Annotated in this window: 19 protein-coding genes; 9 read left to right on the top strand and 10 right to left on the bottom strand. The window is 63.2% G+C overall.

Annotation, left to right across the window (positions count from 1 at the left end):
- Positions 1-138 precede the first annotated feature (138 nt).
- Both DK842_RS06405 and DK842_RS06400 read left to right on the top strand, forming a co-directional pair.
- Positions 139-1,845 (top strand): proline--tRNA ligase, encoded by a 1,707-nt coding sequence (locus DK842_RS06405; RefSeq protein ID WP_114060719.1) that lies wholly within the window; start codon positions 139-141, stop codon positions 1,843-1,845.
- Positions 1,845-2,486 carry a lytic transglycosylase domain-containing protein gene (locus tag DK842_RS06400; RefSeq protein WP_114060718.1) on the top strand — a complete coding sequence of 214 codons (642 nt, stop codon included), beginning with the start codon at positions 1,845-1,847 and terminating at the stop codon, positions 2,484-2,486. Before DK842_RS06405 ends, DK842_RS06400 begins: the two co-directional genes overlap by 1 nt.
- A 141-nt stretch (positions 2,487-2,627) precedes the next feature.
- Here the strand turns inward: DK842_RS06400 and DK842_RS06395 are convergent, their stop codons facing one another.
- Complete coding sequence (locus tag DK842_RS06395) at positions 2,628-3,125, bottom strand: MarR family winged helix-turn-helix transcriptional regulator (RefSeq protein ID WP_114060717.1); 498 nt, start codon at positions 3,123-3,125, stop codon at positions 2,628-2,630.
- A gap of 237 nt (positions 3,126-3,362) precedes the next feature.
- On the opposite strand from DK842_RS06395, the gene guaD reads away from it, so the two are divergent.
- The gene (gene guaD / locus DK842_RS06390; protein ID WP_114060716.1) at positions 3,363-4,673 is read left to right on the top strand and encodes a guanine deaminase; all 1,311 of its coding nucleotides are present in this window, start codon (positions 3,363-3,365) and stop codon (positions 4,671-4,673) included.
- 533 nt (positions 4,674-5,206) lie between these two features.
- Here the strand turns inward: guaD and DK842_RS06385 are convergent.
- Both DK842_RS06385 and DK842_RS06380 read right to left on the bottom strand, forming a co-directional pair.
- Positions 5,207-5,635 (bottom strand): carboxymuconolactone decarboxylase family protein, encoded by a 429-nt coding sequence (locus DK842_RS06385; protein WP_114060715.1) that lies wholly within the window; start codon positions 5,633-5,635, stop codon positions 5,207-5,209.
- A 4-nt stretch (positions 5,636-5,639) separates the two neighbouring features.
- A complete protein-coding gene (locus tag DK842_RS06380) occupies positions 5,640-5,906 on the bottom strand; it encodes a DUF2798 domain-containing protein (protein ID WP_114060714.1) in 267 nt (88 codons plus the stop codon).
- A gap of 98 nt (positions 5,907-6,004) precedes the next feature.
- Between DK842_RS06380 and DK842_RS06375 the strand changes: the two genes are divergently transcribed.
- Complete coding sequence (locus tag DK842_RS06375) at positions 6,005-6,898, top strand: LysR family transcriptional regulator (protein WP_114060713.1); 894 nt, start codon at positions 6,005-6,007, stop codon at positions 6,896-6,898.
- Between the two features lies 1 nt (position 6,899).
- On the opposite strand, the gene DK842_RS06370 is transcribed toward DK842_RS06375, so the two are convergent.
- From DK842_RS06370 to DK842_RS06355, 4 genes are read right to left on the bottom strand one after another with little or no spacing between them, the layout of a single operon-like run.
- Positions 6,900-7,415 carry an RDD family protein gene (locus DK842_RS06370; RefSeq protein ID WP_114060712.1) on the bottom strand — a complete coding sequence of 172 codons (516 nt, stop codon included), beginning with the start codon at positions 7,413-7,415 and terminating at the stop codon, positions 6,900-6,902.
- Positions 7,412-7,810 carry a DUF3106 domain-containing protein gene (locus DK842_RS06365; protein ID WP_114060711.1) on the bottom strand — a complete coding sequence of 133 codons (399 nt, stop codon included), beginning with the start codon at positions 7,808-7,810 and terminating at the stop codon, positions 7,412-7,414. The genes DK842_RS06370 and DK842_RS06365 overlap by 4 nt, the downstream gene beginning before the upstream one ends.
- Positions 7,803-8,183, bottom strand: coding sequence for a DUF3619 family protein (locus DK842_RS06360; protein ID WP_114060710.1), 381 nt, complete (start codon positions 8,181-8,183; stop codon positions 7,803-7,805). The genes DK842_RS06365 and DK842_RS06360 overlap by 8 nt, the downstream gene beginning before the upstream one ends.
- Positions 8,180-8,746: an RNA polymerase sigma factor gene (locus tag DK842_RS06355; RefSeq protein ID WP_114060709.1), complete on the bottom strand. Its 567-nt coding sequence runs from the start codon at positions 8,744-8,746 to the stop codon at positions 8,180-8,182. The genes DK842_RS06360 and DK842_RS06355 overlap by 4 nt, the downstream gene beginning before the upstream one ends.
- Positions 8,747-8,939: 193 nt before the next feature.
- Here DK842_RS06355 and ilvB point away from each other — a divergent pair, with 193 nt between their 5' ends.
- The 4 genes from ilvB (at position 8,940) to DK842_RS06335 (ending at position 12,811) form a co-directional block, all read left to right on the top strand.
- On the top strand, positions 8,940-10,706 hold the full coding sequence (gene ilvB / locus DK842_RS06350) for a biosynthetic-type acetolactate synthase large subunit (RefSeq protein ID WP_114060708.1): 1,767 nt from the start codon (positions 8,940-8,942) through the stop codon (positions 10,704-10,706).
- Positions 10,707-10,716: 10 nt separating this feature from the next.
- On the top strand, positions 10,717-11,208 hold the full coding sequence (ilvN, locus tag DK842_RS06345; protein ID WP_114060707.1) for an acetolactate synthase small subunit: 492 nt from the start codon (positions 10,717-10,719) through the stop codon (positions 11,206-11,208).
- Positions 11,209-11,253: 45 nt separating this feature from the next.
- Positions 11,254-12,270, top strand: coding sequence for a ketol-acid reductoisomerase (gene ilvC, locus DK842_RS06340; RefSeq protein WP_114060706.1), 1,017 nt, complete (start codon positions 11,254-11,256; stop codon positions 12,268-12,270).
- Positions 12,271-12,448: 178 nt separating this feature from the next.
- Positions 12,449-12,811 carry a hypothetical protein gene (locus DK842_RS06335; protein WP_114060705.1) on the top strand — a complete coding sequence of 121 codons (363 nt, stop codon included), beginning with the start codon at positions 12,449-12,451 and terminating at the stop codon, positions 12,809-12,811.
- Positions 12,812-12,943: 132 nt separating this feature from the next.
- Here DK842_RS06335 and asd read toward each other — a convergent pair whose 3' ends face one another.
- The 3 genes from asd to DK842_RS23350 form a co-directional block, all read right to left on the bottom strand.
- Positions 12,944-13,786, bottom strand: a complete 843-nt coding sequence (gene asd, locus DK842_RS06330; RefSeq protein WP_114060704.1) for an archaetidylserine decarboxylase — start codon at positions 13,784-13,786, stop codon at positions 12,944-12,946.
- Between the two features lie 216 nt (positions 13,787-14,002).
- Entirely contained in the window at positions 14,003-14,785 is a 783-nt protein-coding gene (locus DK842_RS06325; RefSeq protein ID WP_232538663.1) for a DUF2860 family protein, read from the bottom strand.
- A gap of 35 nt (positions 14,786-14,820) precedes the next feature.
- On the bottom strand, positions 14,821-14,988 hold the full coding sequence (locus tag DK842_RS23350) for a hypothetical protein (RefSeq protein WP_168194826.1): 168 nt from the start codon (positions 14,986-14,988) through the stop codon (positions 14,821-14,823).
- A 205-nt stretch (positions 14,989-15,193) separates the two neighbouring features.
- Between DK842_RS23350 and DK842_RS06320 the strand changes: the two genes are divergently transcribed.
- The gene (locus tag DK842_RS06320) at positions 15,194-15,850 is read left to right on the top strand and encodes a response regulator (protein WP_046156262.1); all 657 of its coding nucleotides are present in this window, start codon (positions 15,194-15,196) and stop codon (positions 15,848-15,850) included.

Genomic DNA, 15,850 nt, shown 5'->3' with positions numbered 1-15,850 from the left:
CAGCGCGGAAGGCTGTGCGCAGGATTGTTGTACTGCAACAACTGGCGAAAAGCGTCCGCGGGACAGGGACGAGCTTGGCCGGTGGGCGGTGACGACGCTACAATCGTCTTCATTTAGCTGAATTTTCAAGGACGCATCATGCGCGCATCGCAGTTTTTCATTTCCACCCTGAAAGAGGCTCCCGCCGACGCCGACATCACCAGCCAGAAGCTGATGATGCGCGCCGGCTTCATCCGCAAGCAGGCGGCCGGCATCTATTCCTGGATGCCGATGGGCCTGCGCGTGCTGCGCAAGGTTGAAACCATCATCCGCGAGGAAATGAACCGCGCCGGCGGCATCGAAGTGAGCCTGCCGGTCGTGCAGCCGGCCGAACTATGGCAGGAAACCGGCCGCTGGGACGCCATGGGCGACGAGCTGCTGCGCTTCAAGGATCGCCACGAGCGCGATTTCGCGCTGCAGCCGACTGCCGAGGAAGTGATCACCGACATCGTCCGCCGCGAGCTGCGCAGCTATCGCTCGCTGCCGAAAAACTTCTACCAGATCCAGACCAAGTTCCGCGACGAGCGCCGCCCGCGCTTCGGCGTGATGCGCGGCCGCGAGTTCACCATGAAGGACGCGTACTCGTTCGACCGCAGCGCGGAAGACGCCGGCAAGAGCTACGACAATATGTACGCCGCCTACCGCCGCATCTTCGACCGCTTCGGCCTGAGCTACCGCGCGGTGGCGGCCGACACCGGCGCCATCGGCGGCGACCGCTCGCATGAATTCCAGGTGATCGCCGATACCGGCGAAGACGCCATCGTCTACTGCCCGCAATCGGAATACGCGGCCAATATCGAACTGGCCGAAGCCGTGGCCCCGGCCGGCGAGCGCGCCGCCGCTTCCGCCGCGCTGAGCAAGGCGCATACGCCCAAGGTCAAGACTATCGCCGAGCTGGTGGACTTCCTGAAGATCGACATCAAACAGACCGTCAAGGCGGTGGTAGTGGAGGGCGTAGAGGGCGAAGCGGTGCTGATGCTGGTGCGCGGCGACCACGAGCTGAACGAAGTGAAGGCGCAGAAGATCGCCGGCATCAAGAATCCGTTGGCCTTCGCCAGCCCGGCCGCCATCCGCGACGCCTTCGGCGCCAATCCGGGCTCCCTGGGTCCGGTGGGCTTCAAGGGCCGCGTCATCGCCGACCGCACTGTGGCCAAGATGGCGGACTTCGTCATCGGCGCCAACGAGGACGACCAGCACTATACCGGCGCCAACTTCGGCCGCGACTGCGCCGAGCCGGAAGTGTTCGATATCCGCAACGTGGTGGAAGGCGATCCGTCGCCGGACGGCCAGGGCGTGCTGGCCATCCAGCGCGGCATCGAAGTGGGCCACGTGTTCTATCTGGGCACCAAGTACTCCGCTGCGATGAACGCCACCTTCCTGGACGAAGACGGCAAGCCGAAACCGTTCGAGATGGGCTGCTACGGCATCGGCGTCACCCGCATCCTGGGCGCCGCCATCGAGCAGAACTTCGACGACAAGGGCATGATCTGGCCGGACGCCATCGCGCCGTTCGTGGTGGCGCTGTGCCCGGTGGGCTACGACCGCTCCGAGGCGGTGAAGGACGCGGCCGACAAGCTGTACGCTGATCTGACCGCCAAGGGCGTCGACGTGATCCTGGACGACCGCGGCGAACGCCCGGGCGCGATGTTCGCCGACTGGGAGCTGATCGGCGCGCCGCATCGCGTCACCATCGGCGATCGCGGCCTGAAGGAAGGCAAGGTCGAATACCAGCACCGCCGCGACAGCGAAGCCACCGCCGTCGCCGCCGATGCTATTCTGGAGCATGTCCTCTCCAAGCTGGCCTGATGAAGACGAGCCTCCTCCTCCCGCTATCGTTGTGCCTGGCGCTGGCGCATGCGCCGGCATGGGCCGGCGCGCAGAAGGAGGAGGCGCTGTCGGCCAACGTCGCTTCGGCGATGAGCCGTTCCATCTCCGACGTCAATGCGCCCAGGCTGGTGTTCGACGACCCGCGCGTCGGCCAGGCCTGGCTGGCGGAGATGTCCTCCCGGCTGCAAAAGAAGATTCCCGACGCCTGGGTGCGCGAGCGCCTGCTCACCGCCATCCAGTACGAATCCACCCGGGCCGGCCTTGATCCGCAACTGGTGCTGGGCCTGATCCAGGTGGAAAGCGGCTTCAACAAGTACGCGGTGTCCGGCGCCGGCGCGCGCGGCCTGATGCAGGTGATGCCGTTCTGGACCCGCCACATCGGCACCTCGCAGCACAATCTGTTCGATCTCAGCACCAATCTGCGCTACGGCTGCACCATCCTGCGCTACTACCTGGACGTGGAGCGCGGCAATCTGTTCCGCGCGTTGGGCCGCTACAACGGCAGCCTGGGCAAGCCGGGCTATCCCGATCTGGTGGTGGGGGCATGGAAGCGCCACTGGGCGTGGAGCGCGCCGCCTGCGCTGCAGCAGACTGGCGATCATCTTCCGCGCGCCCGCTGAGGCGCGCTATGCTGGCGGTGGATGAACAACCCCGTCGGCGCATCCCATGTTTTCCCTTCCCCGCGCCGTGAGGTCAACGGCGACCTGCGCGGCCCCCGATCGATGGGCAAAACAAAAGCCGCCCGGAGGCGGCTTGGTCTATCAGTCTTCCTGCGCTTGCAACATTTTCTTCAGCAGGCGGGCCAGCGTCTGGCGCTCGTCGGCGTCCAGCATTTCGATCAATTCCGCCTCGGCGGCCAGGTGGTGGCCGGCGGCATCCTCGATCACCTGCAGGCCTTTGGGCGTCAGCGTGACGATCACGCCGCGGCGGTCGTCCGGATCCGGCGAGCGGCTGACCAGTCCGGCTTCTTCCAGCCGGTTGATGCGGTTGGTCAGCGCGCCGGACGAGATCAGCACCATGCCCTGCAGCTGGTTGGGCGACAGCTGGTACGGTTCGCCGCCGCGGCGCAGCGCCGCCAGCACGTCGAATTCGCCTACATTGAGATTATGGCGGGCCAAATCCTGAAGAACCCGTCGGGTGATGAAGTACTCCATCCGCACGATGCGGCCGATGACCTGGGTGGCTGAGGTGTCCAGGTCGGGGCGGACTTCGTTCCAAAGGGCGACGATGCGGTCAATCTGGTCGGGTGCGTGCTGCATGCTGCGGGTTCCTGAGCAAAGGTAAATGCGGCAAATCCAGTCGGGCGCAAGAGTATCACGACTTAAAAATATACTATCTTCATCTAAAGACAATTGCCTTGCGTCAGTTCCTGTCCCTTTACCCGGGGCTGACTTGCTTACGAGTGCAATCGGAACTATATTTATATTTGAAGATTCTTTATGTGAAGATAAATTCTGCGCGATGGCGATTTCGCCGCCGCGCGGCGGGGAGGGAATGTGATAACTGCGGTTCGCGGCGACGCGCTGACTTTCAATGGCAATCCGTTCCGGAAGGCCGAGCGCGACTGCCTGGCGTTCCAGCGCGACGCGCTGGTGGTGATGGAAGATGGCCGCATTTCAGGCTGGGGGCCGGCGGCTGAGCTGCTGCCGTCGCTGCCGGCCGGGACGGCTGTCGATCATTATCCAGACCACCTGATTCTGCCGGGGTTCATCGACTGCCACGTCCATTATCCCCAAACCGAGATGATGGCCGCTTTCGGAGAGCAGCTGCTGGATTGGTTGAACCATTACACCTTTGTCACCGAGCAGGGCTTTTCCGACGCCGGCCACGCGCGCGAAGTGGCGGAAGTGTTCCTGACCGAGCAACTGCGCAATGGCGTCACTACCGGCTGCGTGTTCGGCACCGTGCACGCGGCGTCGGTGGATGCCTTGTTCGAAGCCGCGGCCACGCGCAAGCTGCGCATTCTGGCCGGCAAGGTGTGCATGGACCGCAACGCGCCGGAGGCGCTGCTGGACACGCCGCTGACCGCCTACGAGCAATCCCGGGAGCTGATCGAGCGCTGGCATGGCAAGGGGCGCGCCGAGTACGTGATCACGCCGCGCTTCGCGCCCACTTCCAGCCATGGCCAGCTGGAAATGCTGGGTGCGCTGGCGGCGGAGTTTCCGGATGTGGCCATCCAGTCCCATATCTCGGAAAACCAGGCCGAGATCGATTGGGTGAAGCGGCTGTTCCCGGGCTGCCGCGACTACGCCAGCATCTACCAGCGTTACGGCCTGTTGCGGCCGCGCGCGGTATACGGCCACGGCATCCACTTGTCCGAGGCGGAGCGGGAAATGCTGCACGACAGCGGCGCGGCGCTGGCGCATTGTCCCACTTCCAATTTCTTCCTGGGCTCCGGCAGCCTGGACCTGCGCCATTGCGTCGATGGCGCCAAGCCGGTGAAGCTGGGCCTGGGCACCGATCTGGGCGCGGGCACCAGTTTCTCCATGCTGCAGACCATGCATGCCGCCTATATGGCGTCGCAGACGCATGGCAAGCCGCTGACCGCGGTCCAGGCCTTTTATTTGGCCACCCGAGGCGGGGCCGAGGCCTTAGGCATCGAGGACAAGGTAGGCGGCATCGCGCCCGGCTTGGAGGCGGACCTGGCGGTGCTGAACCTGCGCTCGACGCCCTTGCTGGATTTCCGCATGCGCTATGCGCGCGACCTCTCCGAAGCCTTGTTCATCCAGATGATGCTGGGCGATGACCGCGCGGTCGCCGCGACTTACGCCGCCGGGGAAAAGGTCTACGCCAGAGAGGCGGCCTGAGCGGAGCGGCTTTTCCGGTTGACGCAATCGCTGGGCGAGCTTGTGGACTAAGCGTGTGGATAAATCCGGCTGGGCGGAGAAGGTGTGGATAAGCTTGGATGGCCAGCGCTTTGCATTCTCTCGGCTTTCCATCCGGCTAGCGTCGTCCGGTTGATGCGTCTCGCTCCCCAGCCGCAAGCGTTTTCGGCGGCTCAGGCGTCGTGGGGCTCCTGGCGGCGATAATCTGACAGACAGCCGTTGGCCAGCGTGTTGGCCATCGCAAGGAAAGCTTGGATTCTGGATTCCATCGCCACGCTTTCGCGGTGGCCTCGCCGCGCCTGTGGCGCGCGGTTTCCAGCAGAAACAGATTGATGCGCCATCGCGTGCGCGAAGTGGCCAGAAGAGAGCCTGGCATGGCAGCGCTGCGCCGCGCCGGCAGTCTCATTTGGACAGATGGGCGCCATCGCGATGGGGGAAAGGCATGTCTCGTCTCCAGGCGGATGCGGGCTCGAGACTATGCCTTCCAGTTGGCGGTTTTTGTCAGTGGCTTGCCGTCATTGCCTCACTGCCACCGCTATCCGGGTGAACGCGTTCATCAGCGCGATGGCCAAGGTCAGGTCGGAAATCTCCGATTCGCTGAAATGTTCGCGCAGCGGCTGGTAGAGGCTGTCCGGCGCGCGGCTTTCCGCGACGCGGGTCACCGCTTCGGTCCAGGCGAGGGCGGCGCGCTCGCGCGGGGAGAACACGCCGTCCTCCGCCACATCCCAGCCGCCCACCATGTCCAGCTTGTCCTGGCTTTCTCCGCGTCGGCGCAGCGCGTGGTTGTGCAATTTCAGGCAGAACACGCAGCCATTGAGCTGCGCCACGCGCAGGTAGACCAGTTCGATCAGCGGCAGGCCCAGGCTGCTTTCCGCCAGCGCATTCTTGCAGGCGAGCAGCCCCTGGTAGGCCTTGGGCGACAGCTGGGTGTAGTCGAGTCTCATGATTTCATCCTTTTGGGTTCAGGGCGGGCTTGCCAACGGTTTGAGCGCGCCCGTTCAGCAGGCGCTGGGTGAGGCGGTGAATGGGCGGCGCCAGCAGCAGCACCGCGGCGAAGGCGGCGGGCCAGGCGGAAACGAAAGCATGCAGCCAGCGGGCGAGGAGGTCCGGGCGCAGTCCAAGATTCAGCCAGCTGACCCAGGCGGTCATCAGGAAAGACATCGCCGCCGACATCAGCAGCGAGAACAACAAGCGTTGGCGCAGGGCGGGACTCATGATGGCGCTCCATTCGGTTAACGATGAGGCGAGTCTAGTCAAAAGCGCATTATGAAAATAGAATCAAAAAATCAATTTCAAATTCCATTTTTGCAATCATGCTGGACGATCTGGACTTATTCGTGGCGATTGTGGATGCCGGCAGCCTGAGCGCGGCCGCCCAGCGGCAGGGCATGCCGGCGGCGACGCTGACCCGGCGCTTGCAAGCGCTGGAGGCCAAGCTCGGCTGCAAATTGCTGAATCGCAGCGCGCGCCGGCTGGTGCCGACCAACGAAGGCTGGCAATACTACGAGCAGTGCAAGCCTTTGCTGTCGGCGCTGAGGCAGGCCGCGGACTCGCTGGACGCGACCCTGAACCGGGTGGAGGGCGTGGTGCGGGCGATGGCGCCGGTGAGCATGGCCAACAGCCTGCTGCTTCCGGTATGGCAGCGGCTGCTGAGGCGGCATCCGGCGGTGCGGCTGGAGCTGGCGTTGAGCAATGGCGTGGACGATGTGTGGGAGACGGGCGGCGACCTGGCGATACGGGTGGGGCCGCAGCCGGATTCGCAGTTGAGCCAGCGCAAGCTGGGCCAGGTGAGCGCGCTGCTGGCGGCGGCGCCGTCGTATCTAGCAGAGCGTGGACGGCCACAGGCGTTCGAACAGCTGGCGGAACATGATCTGCTGCTGACCACGCCGCTGCAAAACTGGAAGCTGCGTCGCGTCGGCGGCGACGAGGAGAGGGCGCTGCCGGATGGCGCGCGGCTGCTGGTCAACGACATGCAATTGGGCGTGAGGATGGCGGAGGCGGGCTGCGGCGTGGTGCTGTGTCCGCTCAGCCAATGCCACCGCGAGCTGGCGGATGGCCGGCTGGAGCGGGTGCTGCCGGACTGGCGGATACCGCCGCGCCCGGTGTACGCGGTATGGCCGCAGCGCCGGGCGATGCCGGCCCGGGTGCGGGCGCTGTTGGACATCTTGCTGGAATTCGCGGCAGAGGAGCCGCTGCTGCAGGCCTGAGCTACTTCCGCGCGGGCTTGGGCAGCAGCTCCAGCCGGGTGCCGGACAGGCGGTCGTGCAGGTGGCGGCGTTCCTTGTCGTAGTAGCGGGACAGGAAAGGCACCAGCCACCAGATCAGCGCCAGCCACTTGGCGGCCGGGTGGTCGCCGTAGCTGCGCAGCCAGCCCAGGTAGGAAATGATGGGCAAGCCGACGAACAGCATCGCCGCGACGGCGAAGCGCATCAGCGCCTGCGGCCAGCTCAGCAAGCGGCCGTCGGCGGTTACCAGCCGGATATGCCAGGTCTTCATCGCCGCGGTTTGGCCGCTGCGTGTCCAGCAGTAGCCGAAATAGGCGAACAGCACGCCGGCGGCGGCCAATTGGATCAGGCCATGCAGCAGCCCGGAGTCTTGTCCCAGCAGCAATTGCAAGGGGGTCAGCGCGGCGCTGGCGATCAGCAGCATGGCGACGATAAGCAACGATTCGTAGAACAGGCTGGCCAGGCAGCGGGCGAGGCCGGGTACGGGAAGCTCGGTCATGGGGCGGAGGCGGAGGTGGGTTTCACGGCGCGGGCGCGCAGGCGGCGCAGCGCTTGCTCGCGCTGTTCCGGCGGCAGCTGCTGCAGTTTTTTCCAATTGGCGCGGATTTCGTCGCGCTGTTGTTCGCTCAACTCGGTCCAGGCCTTGAGCCGGCGTTGCAGCCTTTGCTGCTGGCTGGGCGTCAGTTCGGCGAAGCGGGGGACGATGGTCAGCAGGTCTTGCTTCTTGTCTGGCGCGAAGCGGTTCCAATCGGAGGCCAGCGGCGCCAGCACTTGCTGCTGCTCGCCATTCAATTGCTCCCAGCGCGGATCGGCCAGCGGCGTGGCGAGTGAGACGCGTGGGGTAAGCAGGCAGGCCAGGCTGAAGGCGCCGGCCAGCCACTTTGCCTTACTCATGCAGCCCCCGGCTGAAATGGGGCTCCAGCAAAGAGTCGAGCGGCATGTCTTGCGACAGCACGGTGGCGTCCACCGCGTCGCTTTCGGCCATCAGGCCTTCCACCAGCATCAGGCCGGCGCCGGTGATCACTGCGAAGCCGAGCGCGGCGCTGCCCCGTTTCAGCAGAAGGGTGTGTCGCTGCGCCCAGGTCCAGATTTTTTCCTGCAGGCTGACATTTTCGGCGGCGCGCTGTTCGAAACGCCGCATCGCCTCGGCGCGGGCTGTTTTCAGGCGGGCCATTTGCCGCGGGCTGGGTTCGGAATGGGGATTGTTCAGAATGCGGGCGATATGGACGGGAAAATGCTCTCCCTGCCCGTCGTTGGCGTGTTTCATAGCATGACTCCCTTTTGCGCAAGAATGGCCGCCAGGGTGTGATTGGCGCGGGAGCAGTGCGTTTTCACGCTGCCCTCGGAGCAACCCATGACCAGAGCGGTTTCGGCGACATCCAGTCCTTCCCAATAACGCAGCAGGAAGGCCTCCCGTTGACGGGCGGGCAGCAGTTGCAGCGATGCGTCTATCATCAGCGCCACTTCCTTGCGTTGGTACCACTGTTCCGGATTGGTATGGGCCTCGTCGGCGGCGACGTTCAGCGTTTCCAGCGGATCTAGGGCATCGTCCTCGGCATGGGTGGGAATCAACGAGGACAGCAGCGTGCTGACGAAGCTGCGCACTTTGCTGCGGCGATAGTAGTCGCGGATGGTGTTCTGCAGGATGCGCTGGAAGATCAGCGGCAGCTCGTTCGCGGGCGCGTGCGCGTAGCGGTCGGCCAGTTTCATCATCGAATCTTGCACGATGTCCAGCGCATTGTCTTCCTGCCTCACCGCGTATAGCGCCTGCTTGAAGGCGCGCTTCTCCACCGACTCGAGGAAGTCGGCCATTTCCTTGCGGCTTGCCATCTGTGCATTTCAGGTTGATGCCAACCGAAGATGTTAGCAGAGCATGATTCGCTAGGCTAGTGCGAGTTTTTCTTCTGAAATAACCGTGGCTTAGCGCGATTTTGCACCTGCACAAAATCACTTGACCGTGCTTTGAGCAATACGATAAGGTCTTTGAGCAAACGGGATGAAATCAACACGAAATAGAGGCGATATGCAGATATCGGGCGCCGAAATAGTAGTCCGCTGCCTGCAGGAAGAGGGGGTCGAATTTGTCTTCGGCTACCCGGGCGGCGCGGTACTTGAAATCTACGATGCCATCTTCCGGCAGGACAAGTTCAAACACGTGCTGGTGAGGCACGAACAGGCGGCGACGCATGCCGCCGACGCCTATTCGCGCTCCAGCGACAAGGTGGGCGTGGCATTGGTGACCTCCGGTCCCGGCGCGACCAACGCCGTCACCGGCATCGCCACCGCCTACATGGACTCCGTCCCGATGGTGGTGATCTCCGGCCAGGTGCCGTCTCCGGCCATCGGCCTGGACGCGTTCCAGGAAGTGGACATGGTGGGCATCACCCGGCCGTGCGTGAAGCACAACTTCCTGGTCAAGGATGTGAGCGAACTGGCGGCCACCATCAAGAAGGCGTTTTACATCGCCAAATCGGGCCGTCCCGGCCCGGTGGTGGTGGACATTCCGAAGGACGTCACCCAGCAGCGCGCCGAGTTCCGCTATCCGGACAGCGTGCATATCCGTTCCTATGTGCCGGCTACCCGCGGCCATAGCGGGCAGATCAAGAAGGCTGTAAACCTGTTGCTGGAAGCCAAGCGGCCTTTCATCTATGTAGGCGGCGGCGCAGTCCAAGGCCGCGCCGAGGCCGAGGTGACCGAGCTGGTGCGGTCCTTGAACCTGCCGTGTACCAACACCCTGATGGGCCTGGGCGCCTATCCGGGCTCGGATCGACAGTTCTTGGGCATGCCCGGCATGCACGGCACCTACGAAGCCAATATGGCGATGCAGTATTGCGACGTGCTGGTGGCAGTGGGCGCGCGTTTCGACGACCGCGTGATCAGCGTGCCGTCGCATTTCCTCAGCCAGCCCAAGAAGATCATCCATATAGACGTCGATCCGTCTTCGATCTCCAAGCGCGTCAAGGCCGACATACCCATCGTCGGCGACGTGAAGCTGGTGCTGCGCGAAATGCTGGAGCAACTGAAGCAGTCCGGCCAGAAGCCGGAGGGCGCGGCGCTGGAGGCGTGGTGGAAGCGGATCGAGGAATGGCGCGGCCACGACTGTCTGCTGTACGCGCCGTCCGACGAGCTGATCAAGCCGCAGATGGTGGTGCAGACGTTGTACGACATCACCGGCGGCCAGGCTATCGTCACTTCGGACGTCGGCCAGCACCAGATGTGGGCGGCGCAGTACTACAAGTTCGACCGGCCCAAGCAATGGCTGAACTCCGGCGGCCTCGGCACCATGGGCTTCGGCCTGCCGGCGGCGATCGGCGCGCAGCTGGCCAATCCGCACGCGCAGGTGGCCTGCATCACCGGCGAGGGCTCGATCCAGATGAACATCCAGGAACTGTCCACCGCCAAGCAGTACCATACGCCGGTCAAGGTGCTGGCGCTGAACAACCGCTATCTGGGCATGGTGCGCCAGTGGCAGGAGTTCTTCTACGGCACCCGTTATTCCGAGTCCTACATGGACGCGCTGCCGGATTTCGTCAAGATCGCCGAAGCCTATGGCCATGTCGGCCTCAAGGTGGAGAGCCCGGCAGACGTGGAGCCGGCGCTGCGGGAGGCTTTCAGCGACAAGCTGAAGGAGCGTCTGGTGTTCCTGGACTTCCGCACCGACCAGTCGGAAAACGTGTTCCCGATGATCCAGAACGGCAAGGGGCTGGATCAGATGGACCTGCCGCCGCACATGCGCGACATCCAGCAGGTGCCTTTCGAGAACAACCGTGATTACGGCAATATGTGCTGAGGCGGCCGGTATGCGACATATCCTATCCATTTTGCTGGAAAATGAAGCGGGCGCCTTGTCCCGCGTGGTGGGGCTGTTTTCGGCCCGCGCCTACAACATCGATTCGCTGACAGTGTCCACCACCGAGGACCCGACGCTGTCGCGGATGACCATCGTCACCCACGGTTCCGACGAAGTCATCGAGCAGATCACCAAGCAGCTCAACAAGCTGATCGAGGTGGTCAAGGTGATAGACCTCAATGAATCCGAACACATCGAACGCGAGCTGATGCTGATCAAGGTCCGCGCCGTAGGCAAGGACCGCGAGGAGATGAAGCGGATGGCCGACATCTTCCGCGGACGCATCATCGACGTGACGGAAAAGACTTACACCATCGAGCTGACTGGTACGAGCGAGAAGCTCGGCGCCTTTATCGAGGCGGTGGACCGCACAGTGATCCTGGAAACGGTCCGTACCGGCGCATCCGGCATCGGTCGAGGCGAGCGGGTTCTGAAAATCTGAGCAGGGCTGCAAGTCCCTTAGCAAACCAATACCAAGGATAAAGAAATGAAAGTTTATTACGACAAAGACGCCGACCTCTCCATCATCAAGGGCAAGAAGGTAGCCATCATCGGCTACGGCTCGCAAGGCCATGCGCACGCGCAGAACCTGAAGGAATCGGGCGTCGATGTCATCGTCGGCCTGCGCAAGGACGGCGCGTCGTGGAAGAAGGCCGAAGCGGCCGGCCACAAGGTCAAGGAAGTGGCCGAGGCGGTGAAGAAGGCCGACGTGGTGATGATCCTGCTGCCGGACGAATCCCAGCCGGATGTCTACCACAAGGACATCGCGCCCAATCTGAAGAAGGGCGCGGCGCTGGCCTTCGCCCACGGCTTCAACATTCATTACAACCAGATCGTGCCGTCGGCCGATGTCGACGTGATCATGGTGGCGCCGAAGGGTCCGGGCCACACCGTGCGCTCCGAATACCTGAAGGGCGGCGGCGTGCCGACCCTGATCGCCGTCTACCAGGACAAGTCCGGCAAGGCGCGCGACGTGGCGCTGTCCTACGCCGCGGCCAACGGCGGCACCAAGGGCGGCGTGATCGAGACCAACTTCCGCGAGGAAACCGAGACCGACCTGTTCGGCGAGCAGGCCGTGCTGTGCGGCGGCGCCGTGGAGCTGGTGAAGGCCGGTTTTGAAACGCTGGTGGAAGCCGGCTACGCGCCGGAAATGGCTTATTTCGAGTGCCTGCACGAGCTGAAGCTGATCGTCGACCTGATGTACGAAGGCGGCATCGCCAATATGAACTACTCCATCTCCAATAACGCGGAGTACGGCGAGTACGTGACCGGCCCGGAAGTGGTGACCTCCGCCACCAAGGAAGCGATGAAGAAGGCGCTGTACCGCATCCAGAGCGGAGAGTACGCCAAGATGTTCATCCTGGAAGGCAAGACCAACTACCCATCCATGACCGCCCGCCGCCGCCTGACCGCCGCCCACCCGATCGAGAAGGTCGGCGCCGAGCTGCGCGCGATGATGCCGTGGATCGCCAAGAACAAGCTGGTGGACCAGTCCAAGAACTGATCGATCAACGGTTGGTTGTTGATGACGAAGCCGGGCGCAAGCCCGGCTTTTTTACGTAAATAACATAAAGAAATAAGCTTAGAAATAAACTTTGTAGTAAATGTTAGTTTTCATTAATATTGTAGATTCCGAGTAATTGATCTACTGCTGAAAAGCTGTTGAAAACCAAGATAAATTCATGAAACACAAAATCTGTTTGCCGTTGTTGCTGGGTGTCGTCGCAGGGTTGTCGGCATGCTCTTCTTTTAAAGCCACGATCCTGCCGCAGCAGGAAGGCAGCTTTACCGCGGTGGCTACCGCGGCTTCGTACAAGGATGCGGTAGAAAACGCAGTCGGCAAGGCCGGCGAGGTTTGCAAGAAGCAAGACAAGAAGCTGGTCATCCTGGATCGGAAGGAAGAGTCCAAAGACCAGGGGGACGGCGAGGTGATGAAGGCGGCGAAAACCGCCACCGACATCATGCTCAAGCTGGGCACGCTGGGTATCGTCTCCCGCGGCGGCGATGAAGATTACAAGGTCACGCTGCAATGCAAGTGCGAGTAAGCTAAGGCATCGCTTCGCGTATGTCCTGTCGGCCTTGGCCCGCTGCCGCGGATTGGAAAAACGGCTGTCCGTCTCGCAGTGGGAGCTGCGTGCAAGGGACAGCCGTTTTGCGTTCCGATCCCAGGCGCGGCTCTACGATGCCATCGCCTCGCCCATCCGCACCGGGCTGGCGGCTTGCCACTGCGGATTGAACTTCAGCGGGCCGGCAGGATACAGCAGCACCACCGTGGAGCCGAGCAGGAAGCGGCCCATCTCCTCGCCCTTGGCCAGGCGGATGTTCTGGCCGCGGTAATCCCATTTTTCCACTGCCGGCCGGCGCGGCGGATTGACCACGCCATGCCAGACGGTGGCCATGCTGCCGACGATGGTGGCACCCACCAGCACCATCACGAACGGTTGTCCCTGCTCGTCTTCGAATACGCACACCACGCGCTCGTTGCGCGCGAACAGCCGCTCCACGCCGCGGGCGGTGGCGGGGTTCACCGAGTACAGCTCGCCGGGCACGTAGGTCATTTCCAGCAGTTTGCCGGCGCAGGGCATGTGGATGCGGTGGTAGTCGCGCGGGCTGAGATAGATGGTGGCGAAATGGCCGTCTGCGAAGCGGGCTGCCAGTTCGGCATCGCCTGCCAGCAGCGCCGTGGCGCTGTAGTCGCGCCCCTTGGCCTGGAAAATACGGCCGCTGTCTATCGGGCCCAGCTGGCTGACCGCGCCGTCCACCGGGCAAACCAGGCGGGCGTCGGCCAGCGGCCGCGCGCCGGGACGCAACGCGCGGGTGAAGAAGTCGTTGAAGGTGGCGTAGTCGGCCGGATCGCTGCTGGCGGCTTCGCTCATGTCGACGTGGTAGCGCGCGATGAAGCGGCGGATGGCGGCCGTGGTGATGCTGCCGCCCTTCCAACTGGCGAAGCAGCCGGCGAACCGGGTCAGCGCCAGCTTGGGCATCGCGTGCTGCAACAGCACGAACAGGCGTTCGGACACGGGCATTTCCTGATGATGAGTTTAACCGCCCATTATATCGCAGCTAAGCGCAGCTGGCCCGCCGTCTGCCGATGACGCGGCGCTTTCGCGCGCGCCCCGCCGGTTTCCCTTAGTGGCCGAGCGCGCGACAGGAGGCGTCGCAGCCATCTGGCGCCGCGCTGAATGGCGGGCCGCCAGCGTGCGCCTTGGCGACGATCGCCGCGCGTTTCGGCTGGATCAGAAATGGTAGCCCATGCCGATGGAAACCTCCCGGATATGCTCGTTGAAATAAGCGATGTCCGAGTCGGAGCGGCCATAGTTGCCGCTGATAAAGGCAGACCAGGCCTTGGCGCCGAACAGGTTTTTCCGGGTCAGGCCCAGGCTGAGCAAAGTGTTGCGGCTATCCGCTTTCTGGCCGGCGAAGATCGGATTGCCGGTTTGATAGCGGGTGCGGAGCGCGACGAGCGAGGTCGTCGCGCCCCAGTCAGCGCCTTGGTAGGCGTAAGCCAATTGCATCCCGTAGCGTCGGGTGCTCATCGCCTTGCCGTCCAGATCCGCGCGCGCGTATATCAGGCCGGGGGTCAGCGTATGCGCGCCCTGTTTGTCCAATTTCCAGGCATAAGCTGCTTGGACGCCGTAGTTGTTGCCATTGCGTTGCAGCAGGGCTTGATCGGCCAGCGTCAAGCCTTGAGCCTCTCCGCTTCGCTCATTGCCCAGCTTTTGCCTGGCGTAACTGAGGTCGGCGCTGAATGGCGTATTCAGGATGTTCGACCAGCCCAGCGCCAGACCCGCGCTTTTCAGCTTGCCGTCCTGGCGCGAGGCATTCAAAGCATAGGGGTCCAGCCAGACCTCGCTTTCGCCATACGTCAGCGCCGCCGACACCGAGCCGGCTTGCGGCAGCTTCTGGCGCGCGCCGAACTGCATGCCGCCTCCCGTAGCGAAAGTGCTGGTATTGGAAGGCGAGATGAAGAGCTGGGTGCCTGTGCCGGCGAAGCGATAGCTCCATTCGCCTTCGAACAGGGGGGCGGTGCCGGATTGCGAGGCCGGCGATTGCGTCAGGCTGGCGGCGCTGGGGGGACGCCGTTCGGCGCCTTGAGGAAATTGCTGGCCAGTTGATAGTGGCTGACGCCTAGCTGGAGGGTTCCGGCAAAACCGTCTTGTTCATTCTCTGCGGCGTTTGCCAGCAAAGGTGCGAGCAGTATCAATACGGCATGCTGTTTCATCGGATATTCCTTTGGGTGGAGTGAAAAGGGCGGGTCGCCGGGCGGGCAATTCATCCTGGGTTTGGATGGCCAGCCGATTGTCTGTCTTGAGCGCGCGACCATATACTCCATGGCAAGCGCAAAGAGAGGGCATCCCGTTCGCATGGCGCAAGTATGCGTATGCCAACCTTTTGCTAAGCCAAAGATTGTTGCGGTGAAAACGAAAATGCATCTATTGATCGTTGAGGATGACTTGGATCTGGGCCGGGCTTTGCAAGCCGCGTTGAAAGCCGAAGCGGTGACGACCGAATGGGTGCGCCAGCTGGCGGATGCGGACGCCCTGTTCGAGCCGGACCGGTTCGATTGCGTATTGTTGGACTTGGGCCTGCCGGACGGCAGCGGCTTGGCGTTATTGCGCGCCTGGCGGGCCAGACAGATCGCCGTGCCGGTGATCATGATCACGGCCAGCGCCGATTTGAACGATAAATTGGCGGGTCTGGATGATGGTGCCGATGATTATCTGTGCAAGCCGTTCGCGGTGTCGGAAATGGTGTCGAGAGTGCGGGCGGTATGCCGCCGCAGCGCCCGCCAGGCCAGCGAAGTCTGGAGTTTGGGCGCGCTGAGCCTCAAGCCCCGCGTGCACTTGGCTTGGCTAGACGGTCTGGCGTTGGACTTGTCGCCTCGCGAATTCCGATTATTGGTGGAGCTGGCGCGCGATCCTGGCCGCATCGTGTCGAAAACGGTGCTGGGGCAACGTCTGGAGCCGCTTGGCGATATTGTCGACGGCGCGACGATAGAGGTGCACTTGTCCAATCTGCGCCGTAAGATAGGCGCCGAACGCATCCGCACCGTGCGCGGCGTGGGCTATCAGTATGTGGTTTAA

This window comes from Chromobacterium phragmitis, assembly GCF_003325475.1.
Lineage (GTDB): Bacteria > Pseudomonadota > Gammaproteobacteria > Burkholderiales > Chromobacteriaceae > Chromobacterium > Chromobacterium phragmitis.
This window is presented reverse-complemented; position numbering and strand designations above follow the sequence as displayed.

What these genes read in the sequence shown, in the direction of transcription:
- DK842_RS06405 (WP_114060719.1), top strand. Translation starts at nt 139, where the DNA reads ATGCGCGCATCGCAGTTTTTCATTTCCACCCTGAAAGAGGCTCCCGCC.
- DK842_RS06400 (WP_114060718.1), top strand. Translation starts at nt 1,845, where the DNA reads ATGAAGACGAGCCTCCTCCTCCCGCTATCGTTGTGCCTGGCGCTGGCG.
- DK842_RS06395 (WP_114060717.1), bottom strand. Translation starts at nt 3,125, where the DNA reads ATGCAGCACGCACCCGACCAGATTGACCGCATCGTCGCCCTTTGGAAC.
- DK842_RS06385 (WP_114060715.1), bottom strand. Translation starts at nt 5,635, where the DNA reads ATGAGACTCGACTACACCCAGCTGTCGCCCAAGGCCTACCAGGGGCTG.
- DK842_RS06380 (WP_114060714.1), bottom strand. Translation starts at nt 5,906, where the DNA reads ATGAGTCCCGCCCTGCGCCAACGCTTGTTGTTCTCGCTGCTGATGTCG.
- DK842_RS06375 (WP_114060713.1), top strand. Translation starts at nt 6,005, where the DNA reads ATGCTGGACGATCTGGACTTATTCGTGGCGATTGTGGATGCCGGCAGC.
- DK842_RS06370 (WP_114060712.1), bottom strand. Translation starts at nt 7,415, where the DNA reads ATGACCGAGCTTCCCGTACCCGGCCTCGCCCGCTGCCTGGCCAGCCTG.
- DK842_RS06365 (WP_114060711.1), bottom strand. Translation starts at nt 7,810, where the DNA reads ATGAGTAAGGCAAAGTGGCTGGCCGGCGCCTTCAGCCTGGCCTGCCTG.
- DK842_RS06360 (WP_114060710.1), bottom strand. Translation starts at nt 8,183, where the DNA reads ATGAAACACGCCAACGACGGGCAGGGAGAGCATTTTCCCGTCCATATC.
- DK842_RS06355 (WP_114060709.1), bottom strand. Translation starts at nt 8,746, where the DNA reads ATGGCAAGCCGCAAGGAAATGGCCGACTTCCTCGAGTCGGTGGAGAAG.
- ilvB (WP_114060708.1), top strand. Translation starts at nt 8,940, where the DNA reads ATGCAGATATCGGGCGCCGAAATAGTAGTCCGCTGCCTGCAGGAAGAG.
- ilvN (WP_114060707.1), top strand. Translation starts at nt 10,717, where the DNA reads ATGCGACATATCCTATCCATTTTGCTGGAAAATGAAGCGGGCGCCTTG.
- ilvC (WP_114060706.1), top strand. Translation starts at nt 11,254, where the DNA reads ATGAAAGTTTATTACGACAAAGACGCCGACCTCTCCATCATCAAGGGC.
- DK842_RS06335 (WP_114060705.1), top strand. Translation starts at nt 12,449, where the DNA reads ATGAAACACAAAATCTGTTTGCCGTTGTTGCTGGGTGTCGTCGCAGGG.
- DK842_RS23350 (WP_168194826.1), bottom strand. Translation starts at nt 14,988, where the DNA reads ATGAAACAGCATGCCGTATTGATACTGCTCGCACCTTTGCTGGCAAAC.
- DK842_RS06320 (WP_046156262.1), top strand. Translation starts at nt 15,194, where the DNA reads ATGCATCTATTGATCGTTGAGGATGACTTGGATCTGGGCCGGGCTTTG.